Origin of the sequence: Pantoea sp. RIT413 (assembly GCF_003057675.2) — a bacterium.
Classification (GTDB): Bacteria; Pseudomonadota; Gammaproteobacteria; order Enterobacterales; family Enterobacteriaceae; genus Pantoea; species Pantoea eucrina.
Map to the genome: position 1 here is coordinate 160355 of NZ_QBJB02000004.1, position 14732 is coordinate 175086.

Sequence of the window (14732 nt, forward strand, 5' to 3'; positions counted from 1 at the left end):
TCGCTTAATCCCCTGCCCTACGCCTGACGACCGGTACGCACGCGGGCAGCGTAGTGCGCCAGAGTGACTTTCAGCTCATCCAGCGTCACCGGTTTCGACAGGCAGTTATCCATACCGGCATCCATACAGCGCTGCTTCTCTTCCGCCAGCGCGTTCGCCGTTACGCCAATCACCGGGAACACGTGCCCCAGCTGGCGCAGCCGCTGCGTCAGGCGATAACCATCCATATTCGGCATGTTTACGTCGCTCAGTACGATGTCGATATGATTGCGACTCAGCACGTTAAGCGCATCAACGCCATCCTGCGCCGTTTTGGTCTGATAGCCCAGCGTACCGAGCTGCTCCGACAGCAGCATACGGTTGATGGGATGATCATCCACAATCAGAATCATAATATCTTCATTGCTGCTCGCATTCTCTGCCGCAGGCGGCGGCAGCGGCGTGGTGGTATCGCTGTCAATCGTGATGCGATAGATACGACCCAGCAGCAGCGGCAGGTCGTGCAGCGTTGCGCTGCTCTGCACCCAGACGCCCGGCGAGCGCTCCTGCGGCATATCGATATGCTCACCGCAGATCAGAATGCGCGCGCGCACCGCCTGCGCCAGTGAATCGTCGTGATCGCTTATCACCACATCATCGCTTTCTGCCTGTCCCTGCCAGGCTGCCGCTTTCAGTCCCTGCTGCTGCAGCAGGCGCAGCAGAAACGCAGCGAGATAGTCGTTGCGCAGGTCAAGCCAGATCGCTTTCTCCTGCAGGCCATCCAGCAGCGGCGGCGCCGGCTGCTGCCCGGCGTAGATCGGAATACGTACGATAAACTGGCTGCCCATTCCCGGTTCAGAATCGACCTCAATATCGCCATCCATCATGTTGATCAGTTTTTCGCAGATTGCGAGTCCCAGCCCGGTGCCCTGGAAGTTGCGCTGCACGCCGGAGCCAACCTGGAAGAAAGGATCGAACAGCCGCGTCACCTCTCTGGCAGGAATGCCGACCCCGGTATCGCGCACGCGGAAGGCAAGATAGCCCTCTTTAACGTAGGCGTGCAGAATAATGCAACCGGTATGGGTAAATTTGATGGCGTTATTAAGCAGGTTGGAGATCACCTGCTGCAGCCGCAGCGGATCGCCATCCAGCGCCAGCGGCACGTTGTTTTCCATAAAGACATAGAGCGTAAGACGCTTGCGCACCACCAGCGATAAATAGTTGCTGGTGATATGGTTAATCACTTCGCGCGGTGAGAAAGGACGCGGCTCAATTTTCAGCTGCTCTGACTCTATCTTCGAGAAGTCGAGAATGTCGCTGATAATTTTCAGCAGCAGGCTGGAGGAGTTGTTCATGGCGGTGACCAGCGACTCCACCCCTTTGGGCAGGCTTTTGGTCTGCAGCAGATCGAGGTTACCGATGATGCCGTAGAGTGGCGTACGCAGTTCATGACTGACGGTTGCGAGGAACATCGATTTCGACTGGCTCGCCTGTTCAGCGGCGTGCGCCATCTCCTGCAGCGACTGCTCCATACGTACGCGGGATGAGACATCAACCAGCACGCAGATGGCCACATTTTCATTGCGGTAGCGCGAATGCACAAAGCTGATCTGCAGGTTGGTATTGCTGCCGGTCAGCACATCAACAAAATTCACCTGCTGGCCGCTGATAATTTCATTAAGCCGCTGGCGATCCTCCTGCGTCAGCAGCGTAAGATAGTTGTGCGCCAGTTCGTTGCTCAGAATATTGGTGCCATCGCTGGTGCGCAGAATGCAAATTCCTACCGGTGCCGACGCGACAATTTTCCGGTTGAACTGCTCATGCTCCTCCAGCCGGTGCGCGTTATCTTCCGCCGGCAGGAACATGCGGCGCTCAAATATCCACGCCAGAGTAAAAAGCACAATCGCACTGAAGATGTTAAGCAGCAGCGCGTTAAGCAGCAGCAGCCGCAGCTGATCCACCATTACCGACGTGGGCAGAGACCAGATGATATTCAGATCTGACGGCGGCAGCGGCTTTTTCAGCACCAGCTGGCGGTAGCTGTCGAGGTAGCCAAACCAGGTGCTCTCATCGGGCAGATCGTCCAGCGCGTAACCGGGTCCGCTGCGGCGGCTGCTCAGCAGCGGGCGGTAATTTTCATCGGTAATGGTCGCCACCAGCGGCAGTCCGCCGGGCTGAACAAATTCATCCAGCCGGATATTCTGCTCAACGCCCAGCAGCGCCTGAAGTTTGTTGGCGACGTAAACCGGGACGACCATATAGAAGTTGCCGCTTCCGGGCTGCGTGCTGTCGGTGATCCAGTACATCGGATTGCGCCGATCTTCCTCATTGCTGTTGCGATAGTGCAGCACATGTTCGCGCAGCGCCTTCATGCTGCGTTCCCGATCTAACGGATTGCTGCTGCCAATGGTGAAATCAGCCAGGCACTGGCTCTCACCGCCGATAAAAAACACGCGATTCAGCTCATAGGCCGCAGCAAAATTGCTTTTCCAGTAGTTGATATAGTAGCTGAGCGAGTCGAGCGAGTTGCGCCAGGTGTTGCTCATTGAGGTGCAGTCACCGTCGGAAAAGAGCGGCGTAAACTGCGGCAGCGTGCTTTTACCGGCGGGCATGGCGTTGAGCATGTCCAGCCCGTTAGCGCTGCTGCTAAGACGATTTTCCGTGATGTACTTCAGTTCCCGCATGACGTCAGCCGAGTGCCGGACGTACCACTCTGCTTTACCATAATTCGTCGCAAACTCCTGGCGTATTCCGTTCTCTTTTTCATGCAGCACATTGATGATGTAGAAGGTGGTCAGCAATGCACCCAGCGACCAGAGCAGCAGCGCCAGCGCCCGGAAAAGATAGCGCGAGATACGAAGCGTGGTGCGAAAGGAGACGAGATATTTCAAGAGAGGCTCACTGGCGGTAACGGTTAACAGGACCCAAAAAGGTGCACATACACTAGCTTTATCGCTGCGAAAAAGCCAGTTGGTGCAGAGGTGCGGGGCGAAAACTCAGATAATAAAACGGCAGGTCGGTTGCCCTGACCTGCCGCTGATAAGGTGCTTCAGACGATTATGCGTCGTCTTCTGCGTCCGGTGCCTCGTCATCGCTGTCGACTTCCGGCGCGATATCCTCTTCGCCTTCCGCCACGCTGCCGTCGATGGCATCCAGCTCCTCTTCTTCAACCGGCTCCGCCACGCGCTGCAGGCCAACCACGTTCTCATCTTCCGCGGTGCGGATCAGGATCACGCCCTGCGTGTTACGGCCGACCACGCTGACTTCCGATACGCGGGTGCGTACCAGCGTGCCGGCATCGGTGATCATCATAATCTGATCGCCGTCTACCACCTGTACCGCACCGATAACCGGTCCGTTACGCTCGGTAACTTTGATCGAGATAACGCCCTGAGTGGCACGCGATTTCGTCGGATACTCGCTGTTAGCCGTACGCTTACCGTAACCATTCTGCGTAACGGTGAGGATCGCGCCCTCTTCGCGCGGCACAATCAGCGACACCACTTTATCGTTCTCTGCCAGCCTGATACCGCGCACGCCTGAGGCTGAACGCCCCATGGCACGCACTGCACTCTCAGCAAAGCGCACAACTTTACCGCCAGCGGAGAAGAGCATCGCTTCATCATTGCCGTTGGTCAGCGCTACGCCAATCAGCTCATCATCTTCACGCAGGTTGATGGCGATAATGCCGGCGCTGCGCGGACGACTGAACTCCTGCAGCGCGGTTTTCTTCACCGTGCCGCTGGCCGTCGCCATAAAGATATTGAAGCCTTCGGTATACTCACGCACCGGCAGAATAGCGGTAATGCGCTCGTTAGCTTCCAGCGGCAGCAGGTTGACGATAGGACGCCCGCGTGCGCCACGGCTCGCTTCCGGCAGCTGATAAACCTTCATCCAGTAGAGACGACCCCGGCTGGAGAAGCAGAGAATCGTGTCGTGGGTATTAGCCACCAGCAGGCGATCAATGAAGTCCTCTTCTTTGATACGTGCGGCTGATTTACCCTTGCCGCCGCGGCGCTGCGCTTCATAATCTGACAGCGGCTGATACTTAACGTAGCCCTGGTGCGACAGGGTGACGACCACATCTTCCTGGTTGATCAGATCTTCGATATTGATATCCGCGCTGTTGGCGGTGATCTCAGTACGGCGCGCATCGCCAAACTGATCGCGCATCGCTTCCAGCTCTTCGCGGATCACTTCCATCAGGCGGTCAGCACTCTGCAGAATGTGAATCAGCCCGGCAATCTGCTCCAGCAGCTCTTTGTACTCATCAAGCAGTTTCTCATGCTCAAGGCCGGTCAGTTTCTGCAGACGCAGATCCAGAATCGCCTGAGCCTGCTGCTCGGTAAGATAGTAGCGGCCATCGCGAATACCAAATTCAGGCTCCAGCCACTCCGGCCGCGCAGCGTCATCGCCGGCACGCTCAAGCATGGCGGCAACATTGCCGAGATCCCACGCCTGTGCCAGCAGAGCGCCCTTCGCTTCTGCTGGCGTCGGCGCGCGACGGATCTGCTCGATAATCGGATCGATATTCGCCAGCGCAATCGCCAGACCTTCAAGGATATGGGCACGATCGCGCGCTTTGCGCAGTTCGAAGATGGTGCGACGCGTCACCACTTCGCGACGGTGGCGCACAAAGGCTTCGATGATATCTTTCAGCGGCATGATCTTCGGCTGACCCTGATGCAGAGCCACCATGTTGATGCCGAAAGAGACCTGCAGCTGCGTCAGCGAATAGAGGTTGTTCAGAACCACTTCACCCACGGCGTCGCGTTTGACTTCAATGACAATGCGCATACCGTCTTTATCAGACTCATCGCGCAGCCCGCTGATCCCTTCAACGCGCTTCTCTTTAACCAGCTCGGCAATTTTTTCAATCAGGCGCGCTTTGTTAACCTGATACGGGATCTCATTGACAATAATGGTTTCGCGACCGGTTTTGGCATCGGTTTCGATTTCGCCACGCGCGCGAATGTAGATTTTACCGCGCCCGGTACGATAGGCCTCTTCAATACCACGACGGCCATTGATAAAGGCTGCGGTCGGGAAGTCCGGACCGGTGATGTGCTCCATCAGCCCTTCTACGCTGATGTTTTCATCATCGATAAAGGCGAGGCAGCCGTTGATCACTTCAGTCAGGTTATGCGGCGGAATGTTAGTTGCCATTCCCACGGCGATACCGGAGGAGCCGTTTACCAGCAGGTTAGGAATTTTGGTTGGCAGCACTTCCGGGATCTGCTCGGTGCCGTCGTAGTTTGGCACAAAGTCGACCGTCTCTTTTTCCAGATCGGCCAGAAGCTCAGAGGAGATCTTCGCCATACGGACTTCGGTATAACGCATCGCTGCGGCGGAGTCGCCATCAACGGAACCGAAGTTACCCTGACCGTCAACCAACATATAGCGCAGGGAGAACGGCTGGGCCATACGGACAATACTTTCGTATACAGCAGAGTCACCGTGCGGGTGATACTTACCGATAACGTCACCTACCACACGGGCAGATTTCTTATAGGCTTTATTCCAGTCGTTACCCAGTTCGCTCATGGCGTAAAGCACGCGGCGATGCACCGGCTTCAGGCCATCACGGACATCGGGTAAGGCTCGGCCAACAATGACCGACATGGCGTAATCGAGGTAGGAGTTTTTCAGCTCTTCTTCGATATTGACCGGTGTAATTTCTCTCGCAAGGTCGCTCATGGAGCCGCTATCCCTCTACTTAATCCCGGATTTTAAAGGTGCGAAAGTATATCACATTGCTTACGTACGGTGAACGTAAAGCGGGGTTTTCTGGCGCTTTTCGTTCACGCTGAGAGATGCCACCTGACGTTTAAGCGTTTATACTCAGAAGATATTTTGCCAGGAGTCGTTATTCAATGAGTGAACAACCGCAGGAAAGCCGTCAGAACGTCGATCACAGCGAGATTGCCAAGTTTGAAGCGGTCGCTTCGCGCTGGTGGGATCTGGAGGGTGAATTTAAGCCGCTGCACCGTATTAACCCGCTGCGTCTGGGCTGGATTGCGCAGCACAGCAACGGTCTGTTTGGTAAAAAAGTGCTCGATGTCGGCTGCGGCGGCGGCATTCTGGCAGAGAGCATGGCGCGTGAAGGCGCAGACGTAACCGGGCTGGATATGGGCGCGGAACCGCTGGCAGTCGCGCGTCTGCATGCTGAAGAGAACGGCGTCAGCGTCGATTATATTCAGCAGACGGTAGAGGATCATGCGAACAGCCATGCTGGCCAGTATGACGTAGTGACCTGCATGGAGATGCTGGAGCACGTACCCGATCCGCGCTCGGTTGTTATGGCCTGCGCCCGTCTGGTAAAACCAGGTGGTGAGGTCTTTTTCTCCACGATAAACCGCAATCCTAAAGCCTGGCTGCTGGCAATCTTCGGCGCCGAATATGTGCTGCGCATGCTGCCGCGCGGTACGCATGACGCCAAAAAGTTTATCCGCCCGGCTGAATTACTGGACTGGGTAGACGAAACCACACTGCGCGAACGCCACATGATTGGCCTGCACTATAATCCGCTGACCAACAAGTTCCGTCTCGGACCGGGTGTGGACGTGAACTATATGATTCATACCCACGCTCAGGCTGATGCCGCAGGCGAAACACGCTGATAACAGAGGCCCGCTCTGCGGAGCGCGCCTCTCTTCTTCATCCCCGCTAGCCGATCTTCTCCGTTTCGTCTCTGCCTTAATGACGGGTTCCGCGCCTTTGATTGAGATTTACGCGCTCAGTCATACTATTAAAAAAAAGTATGAAGCCGTTGACAGCTAACCCAGGCCTTATGCCACGCGGATCCAGGATTTTTCCCGGCTACCAGGACTGATTCTTTGCCAAAAATCAACTCTTGTTAAGCAAAGAATGCTGACTAAAATACTCACCATATAGTTAGTAAAACTTCCCGAACCCCCTATATATAGTGTTTATCCACAGGCTTACTCACAGCGAGCGGCTTGTGCATAGACCTTGTGAATAGTTAGGGGATAATTTCCTATTTCATGGACAGGTAAACACGCGACATGAACCAAAGTCTGCTCGTCACCAAACGCGATGGCCGTCAGGAACGCATTGATCTCGATAAAATTCACCGTGTACTCGACTGGGCGGCTGAAGGGCTGAACAATGTTTCAGTTTCTCAGGTTGAACTGCGCTCCCACATTCAGTTTTATGATGGCATCAGAACCTCTGATATCCATGAAACCATCATCAAAGCCGCAGCCGATCTGATTTCGCGCGATGCGCCAGATTACCAGTATCTGGCAGCACGTCTGGCTATCTTCCATCTGCGTAAAAAAGCCTATGGCCAGTTTGAGCCACCGAAGCTTTACGATCAGGTCGTGAAAATGGTGGAGCTGGGCAAATATGACCGCCACCTGCTGGAAGATTACAGCACCGAAGAGTTTGAGCTGATGGACAGCTACATCGATCACTGGCGCGATATGAACTTCTCTTACGCTGCGGTTAAGCAGCTGGAAGGAAAATATCTGGTGCAGAACCGCGTCAGCGGTGAGATCTATGAGAGCGCGCAGTTCCTGTATATCCTGGTCGCAGCCTGCCTGTTCTCAAACTATCCACGCGATACGCGCATGAGCTACATCAAGCGCTTTTATGACGCGATCTCCACCTTCAAGATCTCGCTGCCAACGCCAATCATGTCTGGCGTGCGCACCCCGACCCGTCAGTTCAGCTCCTGCGTTCTGATTGAGTGCGGCGACAGCCTGGACTCTATCAACGCCACCTCCAGCGCTATCGTGAAATATGTGTCACAGCGCGCCGGCATCGGTATTAACGCAGGCCGTATTCGTGCGCTGGGCAGCCCGATCCGCGGCGGCGAAGCGTTTCATACCGGCTGTATCCCGTTCTATAAGCATTTCCAGACGGCGGTGAAATCGTGCTCTCAGGGCGGCGTGCGCGGCGGTGCAGCGACGCTGTTCTACCCGATGTGGCATCTGGAAGTGGAAAGCCTGCTGGTGCTGAAAAACAACCGTGGCGTGGAAGGTAACCGCGTGCGCCACATGGACTACGGCGTTCAGATCAACAAGCTGATGTATACCCGCCTGCTGAAAGGCGAAGATATCACCCTGTTCAGCCCGTCAGATGTCCCGGGCCTGTATGATGCGTTCTTCGCCGATCAGGAGGAGTTTGAACGTCTCTACACCAAATATGAGAAAGATGAGAGCATCCGTAAGCAGCGCGTAAAAGCGGTCGATCTCTTCTCGCTGATGATGCAGGAGCGCGCCTCAACCGGTCGTATCTACATCCAGAACGTCGATCACTGCAATACCCATAGCCCGTTTGACCCGGCGATTGCGCCAGTGCGTCAGTCCAACCTCTGCCTTGAGATTGCGCTGCCAACCAAGCCGCTTGAAGATGTGAATGATGAGAACGGCGAAATTGCGCTCTGTACGCTTTCCGCCTTCAACCTCGGTGCCATCAACAGCCTCGACGACCTCGAAGAGCTGGCGGTGCTGGCGGTTCGCGCGCTCGATGCGCTGCTTGATTATCAGGACTATCCGATTCCGGCAGCACAGCGTGGTGCCATGGGTCGCCGTACGCTGGGTATTGGCGTCATTAACTACGCTTACTACCTGGCGAAGCACGGCGTACGCTACTCTGACGGCAGCGCCAACAATCTGACGCACAAAACCTTTGAGGCTATTCAGTACTATCTGCTGAAAGCATCAAATGAGCTGGCTAAAGAGCAAGGCGCCTGCCCGTGGTTTAAAGAGACGACCTATTCACAGGGTATTCTGCCGATTGATACCTATAAAAAGGATCTGGACGCCGTCTGCAATGAGCCGCTGCATCTCGACTGGGAAGCGCTGCGTGAATCGATCACCACGCACGGCCTGCGTAACTCCACGCTCTCTGCCCTGATGCCGTCAGAGACCTCTTCGCAGATCTCTAACGCCACTAACGGTATTGAACCGCCGCGCGGCCACATCAGTATTAAAGCGTCTAAAGATGGCATCCTGCGTCAGGTGGTACCGGAGTATGAGCGTCTGAAAGATCAGTATGAGCTGCTGTGGGAAATGCCTTCTAATGATGGTTATCTGCAGCTGGTCGGCGTGATGCAGAAGTTTATCGATCAGGCGATCTCCTCAAACACGAACTACGATCCGGGCCGCTTTGCCAACGGTAAAGTACCGATGAAACAGCTGCTGAAAGATCTGCTTACCGCCTATAAGTTTGGTGTGAAGACGCTCTACTATCAAAACACCCGCGACGGCGCAGAAGATGCACAGGACGATCTGGCCCCGTCGATTCAGGATGATGGCTGCGAAAGCGGCGCCTGCAAAATCTAACCGGCGACGCGTACTTATGTCAGGGCTGGCGCTGCCAGCCCGCTTCACTTTTTGGACTTAGTCATGGCTTATACTACTTTTTCACAGAATAAAAACGATCAGCTGAAAGAGCCGATGTTCTTCGGCCAGTCCGTGAACGTGGCGCGTTTCGATCAGCAGAAATATGACATTTTTGAAAAGCTGATTGAGAAGCAGCTCTCTTTCTTCTGGCGTCCGGAAGAGGTCGACGTCTCACGCGATCGCATCGACTACCAGGCACTGCCGGATCACGAAAAGCATATCTTCATCAGCAACCTGAAGTATCAGACGCTGCTCGACTCTATCCAGGGCCGCAGCCCGAACGTCGCGCTGCTGCCGCTGATCTCTATCCCGGAGCTGGAAACCTGGATTGAGACCTGGGCGTTTTCTGAGACCATTCACTCACGCTCTTACACCCATATTATCCGCAACATCGTCAACGATCCGTCGCTGGTGTTTGATGATATCGTCACCAACGAGCAGATTCTGGCGCGCGCGCAGGATATCTCAAAGTACTACGACGATCTGATTGAGATGACCAACTACTGGCATCTGCTGGGCGAAGGCACGCATCAGGTTGCCGGTAAATCAGTCACCGTCAGCCTGCGTGCGCTGAAAAAGCAGCTCTATATCTGTCTGATGAGCGTTAACGCGCTGGAAGCGATTCGCTTTTACGTCAGCTTCGCCTGCTCATTCGCTTTTGCCGAACGTGAACTGATGGAAGGCAACGCCAAAATCATCAAGCTGATCGCGCGCGATGAAGCGCTGCACCTGACCGGCACCCAGCATATGCTGAACCTGCTGCGCAGCGGTGAAGACGATCCGGAGATGAAAGAGATTGCTGCGGAGTGCCGTGAAGAGTGCTTCGAGCTGTTTAAGAAGGCGGCACTGCAGGAGAAAGAGTGGGCAGAGTATCTGTTCAGCGGCGGCTCAATGATTGGTCTGAACAAAGATATTCTGTGCCAGTACATTGAGTACATCACCAATATCCGTATGCAGGCGGTGGGTCTCGATCTGCCCTTCCAGACCCGCTCCAACCCGATTCCATGGATCAACTCCTGGCTGGTGTCTGATAACGTGCAGGTAGCACCGCAGGAAGTAGAAGTCAGCTCCTATCTGGTGGGTCAGATTGACTCTGAAGTAGGCGAAGACGACTTCAACGATTTCCAGCTCTGAGCATGAGCCGCGCTGTTGTTATCCTGCGCAGTTCAGGCTCCCGCCTGGAGTGCGCAGATGAACATCCTAATCTGCTGACCACGCTTGAGGCACATAATCTCTGCGTGGAGTTTCAGTGCCGTGAAGGCTACTGCGGCTCCTGCCGTATGCGCCTGGTACGGGGCGAAGTCGATTACGCTGAAACCCCGCTGGCTTTTATTCAGCAGGGTGAAATCCTGCCCTGCTGCTGTAAAGCTCGCGGCGAGATTGAGATTGAGCTGTAACCGCCATTTCTGCTGATAGATCTCCCCGCTATTAGCTTCAGGTAAGTCGTCAGAGACGTTACCCCTTGCTGCACCGGCATGAATCCATCCCTGGAGCCTGCCGCCGCGCCGTCCTGGCGCGGAGGCTGCTGCAAGCGGCAACGTCTCTCACGCCCCTGAGGCATATCTACTGCTGCCAGCAAACTTCAGCTTACCGCAGCACCAGCGCTGAGGGGCAGAGGGGATGTCAAGCTAAGCCGGACGTCACGCGGCATGGATGCCGCGTGCCGAGGCCCGCAGGGATGCGGGTTTTGCCGATCCGGGCGTGCTTAACATCCCCTCTGCCCATGCTGATGCTTGCTGCATAAAATATTTAATGCTTTACCGTCTCCAGGATGTCGAGCCAGCCGTGTCCGGTTGAAACTTCACTGCCGTGCAGCCAGCGACGCAGCATGTTCATTGCCATCATCGCCACCACTTTCTGCCGGGTTTCCTGATTATGCCGACCGTGTGAAAACTTCACCCGCTGTCCCCAGCCCGCTTCCGGCGTCTGCAGCGCAATCGCGATCTCTCCTTCGGCCAGTTCACCGACAGAGAGCGCCAGAGCGCTGCCCTGCTCTGCCGCCAGCGCGCGTGTCCGCTCAACCTGTGCTTCAAGTGTTTCTGCCTGCGGCGCCAGGATTTCGCCAGCGCTTAGCGGCACGTCCGCAGCGGCCAGCTGCCAGTGCAGAAAGCCGGCGGTATACTGCTCACTGGTGGCGAGGCGGAACTCACGCTGCTGCAGCTCACGCGCCAGCAGCGCGGGCAGCCCTTCAGTGCCTTCGAAAATCGTACATTCGGCCAGCAGCAGCTTTACCTGCTGCCAGACCTGCTCCATCGCCACGCGCGCACTGGCAGGCCCGGTAAGCTTGATTTCGATAATCGGCATTGAAGAGCGGTAACCCATTACCACCCCTTCGGGCAGCGCCAGCGGCTCCAGCTCAGCCGCAATATCACTCTCGCCGCGACCAAAGGTCGTCAGGCGCAGGCAGAGCGGGGGTTCAGGCAGGGTAAAACGTGCTTTCAGGCGCGGAATAATCTCCTGCTCCACCATCACTTTGAATTCTGACGGCACGCCCGGCGTAAAGAAAATCCAGCAGCGGTTGAGCTGGAGTGCGAAACCACAGGCGGTACCCACCGGGTTATCGATAAGCGTGGCGTTAGCCGGGATTTCAGCCTGTTTGCGATTGCTGGCGGCCATCACGCGACCGCGACTGGCAAACCAGGCTTCCATTTTTGCCAGCCATTCTGTCTGCAGCACCAGCTCGCAACCGCTGGCGGCCGCGGCGGCCTGCGCGCTCAAATCATCAGAGGTCGGCCCCAGTCCCCCGTTAACAATCAGCACATCTGCCACCTGGCTACGGCTCTGTAATGCATCAATCAGCGACGGCAGCGCATCACCCACGGTCATGCGGCTGGTCATCGGCAGGCCATGCTGAAACAGCACGTCCGCCAGCCAGGCGGCGTTGGTATCCACAATTTGTCCATGCAGCACTTCATCGCCCGTGGCGAGCATCTCAACACGTATCACGTTGCATTCTCCTTGTCCTGGTTACGCTTTACTGTAGAAAGCAGGCGAGGTAAACACAATCATCAGGAAGGGAAATCGGGAAAGAGATCGTAAATAGCGAAGAAAGTATGGCAGGCGAAGCCGGGCGCAGCGTTGCGCGCGCCCGGCAGCGTATTAACGACGGGCCAGCAGTAAACCTACAAACAGGCCTGCAGCGGCGCCAATACCCACGCCCTGCCACGGTTTTTCATGCACGTAATCATCGGCACGATAGGCCGCCTGTTTGGCACGATAGTAGTAGCTGTCCGAAGCCTGACTGACGCGGCTCTTCACATCTTCCAGCGCCTGCTCAGCTTTTTGTTTGAGTTCAATATACTTCTGATCGGCCGGATCGCCGGACGCGCGCAGCACTTCTTCAAGCGTTTCAGTTAACAGCGCCAGATCGTCGTCAATACCTGATTCATAACGGTTATCAAATTGGTCTGAAGATGACATTATGCGGTTCCTCCGTGTTCATAACGTGTCGATTAACTATAGCCATAAATCATAACTTTGCTGGCCGAAATTGCGTCTGTGCGCTCCGTAAAAACGTGACGGCTTTGTAAAAACAGGCCGGATACCCCTGAGCGACAGAGAATCTGCTTCGTTTATTTGATTAATCTGATAAATTTTCCGGCGAGTGAATTTTTTGATTGCGCCACTGTCGTAACCCCCTGTAGCCCGACGCTAACCGTCTGGAAACAGACACAATACACCCGAGCAGCTAAGGATTAGAATTCCGGCATGAATCGTAGAAAATTTGTGAAAGCGTCCGTCGCTCTGTCAGCCCTGAGTGGCATGACCGGGCTCTCCTCGCTGTTTGCGCAATCTGCATGGGCCGATGACGGCATCGCCGACGGCAAAGCCGTGCGCTTCGATTTTGATGTATTGAAACAGAAGGCCGCCGCGCTGGCGAAAAAGCCCTGGGGCGGTGCGCCCGGTGCGCTGCCTGACACGCTGGCGACCCTTACGCCGCAAGCGTACAACGAAATTCAGTATGACGCTCAGCACTCGCTGTGGAACAATGTCGCCGATCGCGAGCTGGACGTGCAGTTTTTCCACGTCGGCATGGGATTTAAACGGCGTATCCGCATGTTCTCTGTTGATGCGGCCAGCCGCGAAGCACGGGAAATCCACTTTCGCCCGGAGCTGTTTAAGTATCATGACGCCGGCGTCGACACGCAGCAGCTGGCGGGTAAAAACGATCTCGGCTTTGCCGGTTTCCGCGCGTTTAAAAAGCCGGAGCTGGCGCGGCGTGATATCGTCTCTTTCCTCGGGGCCAGCTACTTCCGCGCCGTGGATGAAACCTATCAGTATGGCCTCTCCGCCCGCGGCGTTGCTGTTAACACGTTCAGCAACGGTCAGGAGGAGTTTCCTGATTTCACCGCGTTCTGGTTTGAAACGCCAAAAGCAGACGACACTACCTTTGTCGTGTATGCCCTGCTGGATGGTGCCAGCCTGACCGGTGCCTACAAATTCACCATTCACTGTGAAGAGAAACGCGTGGTGATGGAAGTGGAAAACCACCTCTATACACGTAAAGCGATTCGTCAGCTCGGCATTGCGCCGATGACCAGTATGTTCAGCTGCGGTACCAACGAACGCCGCATGTGCAACACCTACCATCCGCAGATCCATGACTCCGATCGCCTGGCGATGTGGAGCGGCAGCGGTGAATGGATCGCCCGTCCGCTTAATAACCCGCAGCGCCTGCAGTTCAACGCCTATAAAGATGAAAACCCGCGCGGCTTTGGTCTGCTGCAGCTGGATCACGACTTTAAAAATTATCAGGATGTGATCGGCTGGTACGACAAACGCCCGAGCCTGTGGGTCGAGCCAACCGGCAAATGGGGTAAAGGCGCGATTAATCTGATGGAGATCCCTACCACCGGGGAAACGCTGGATAACGTGGTCTGCTTCTGGCAGCCAGAGGAGCCGATTCAGGCGGGCAGCGAGCTGAACTTTGGCTATAAGCTCTACTGGAGCCAGCTGCCGCCGGTGCGCAGCGATCTGGCGCGCGTGGATGCGACCCGTACCGGCATTGGCGGTTTTCCCGAAGGCTGGGCGCCGGGTGAACATTTCCCGGAGACCTGGTGCCGCCGCTTTGCCGTAGATTTCATTGATGGCGACCTGAAAGCAGCCGCTGCCAGGGGCATTGAGCCGGTCATTACCGTTTCATCAGGCACGTTCAAACAGGTAGAGATCCTCTACGTTGAACCGATTAACGGTTATCGCATTCTGTTTGACTGGTATCCGAACAGCGATGCGACCACGCCTGTGGAGATGCGCCTGTTCCTGCGCACCAACGATGAGACGCTGAGCGAAACCTGGCTCTACCAGTATTTTCCGCCACCGCCCGATCAGCGTAAATATACCGATGACCGGCAGATGACGCCGGGCTGATAACGATAACGGCGA

Annotated in this window: 9 protein-coding genes; 5 read left to right on the forward strand and 4 right to left on the reverse strand. The window is 55.7% G+C overall.

The annotated features are described in order from the left end of the window. Window positions 1-17: 17 nt before the first annotated feature. Both rcsC and gyrA read right to left on the reverse strand, forming a co-directional pair. The gene (gene rcsC / locus DBY66_RS07935; RefSeq protein ID WP_108569511.1) at window positions 18-2870 is read right to left on the reverse strand and encodes a two-component system sensor histidine kinase RcsC; all 2853 of its coding nucleotides are present in this window, start codon (window positions 2868-2870) and stop codon (window positions 18-20) included. A 166-nt stretch (window positions 2871-3036) separates the two neighbouring features. Beyond that, a complete protein-coding gene (gyrA, locus tag DBY66_RS07940; RefSeq protein ID WP_039385529.1) occupies window positions 3037-5676 on the reverse strand; it encodes a DNA topoisomerase (ATP-hydrolyzing) subunit A in 2640 nt (879 codons plus the stop codon). Between the two features lie 176 nt (window positions 5677-5852). Here gyrA and ubiG point away from each other — a divergent pair, with 176 nt between their 5' ends. From ubiG to yfaE, 4 genes are all read left to right on the forward strand, one after another. Further along, the gene (ubiG, locus tag DBY66_RS07945) at window positions 5853-6599 is read left to right on the forward strand and encodes a bifunctional 2-polyprenyl-6-hydroxyphenol methylase/3-demethylubiquinol 3-O-methyltransferase UbiG (RefSeq protein ID WP_039385530.1); all 747 of its coding nucleotides are present in this window, start codon (window positions 5853-5855) and stop codon (window positions 6597-6599) included. A 405-nt stretch (window positions 6600-7004) separates the two neighbouring features. After that, the gene (gene nrdA / locus DBY66_RS07950; protein ID WP_039385532.1) at window positions 7005-9290 is read left to right on the forward strand and encodes a class 1a ribonucleoside-diphosphate reductase subunit alpha; all 2286 of its coding nucleotides are present in this window, start codon (window positions 7005-7007) and stop codon (window positions 9288-9290) included. A 63-nt stretch (window positions 9291-9353) separates the two neighbouring features. Continuing rightward, complete coding sequence (nrdB, locus tag DBY66_RS07955; protein ID WP_039385534.1) at window positions 9354-10484, forward strand: class Ia ribonucleoside-diphosphate reductase subunit beta; 1131 nt, start codon at window positions 9354-9356, stop codon at window positions 10482-10484. A gap of 2 nt (window positions 10485-10486) precedes the next feature. Beyond that, window positions 10487-10747, forward strand: coding sequence for a class I ribonucleotide reductase maintenance protein YfaE (yfaE, locus tag DBY66_RS07960; RefSeq protein ID WP_039385536.1), 261 nt, complete (start codon window positions 10487-10489; stop codon window positions 10745-10747). A 352-nt stretch (window positions 10748-11099) separates the two neighbouring features. Here the strand turns inward: yfaE and DBY66_RS07965 are convergent, their stop codons facing one another. Both DBY66_RS07965 and elaB read right to left on the reverse strand, forming a co-directional pair. Continuing rightward, window positions 11100-12296, reverse strand: a complete 1197-nt coding sequence (locus tag DBY66_RS07965) for a nicotinamide mononucleotide deamidase-related protein YfaY (protein ID WP_108569510.1) — start codon at window positions 12294-12296, stop codon at window positions 11100-11102. Between the two features lie 153 nt (window positions 12297-12449). After that, window positions 12450-12770 (reverse strand): stress response protein ElaB, encoded by a 321-nt coding sequence (elaB, locus tag DBY66_RS07970; protein WP_039385541.1) that lies wholly within the window; start codon window positions 12768-12770, stop codon window positions 12450-12452. A 288-nt stretch (window positions 12771-13058) separates the two neighbouring features. Between elaB and DBY66_RS07975 the strand changes: the two genes are divergently transcribed. After that, entirely contained in the window at window positions 13059-14717 is a 1659-nt protein-coding gene (locus tag DBY66_RS07975; RefSeq protein ID WP_108569509.1) for a glucan biosynthesis protein, read from the forward strand. Window positions 14718-14732: the final 15 nt, after the last annotated feature.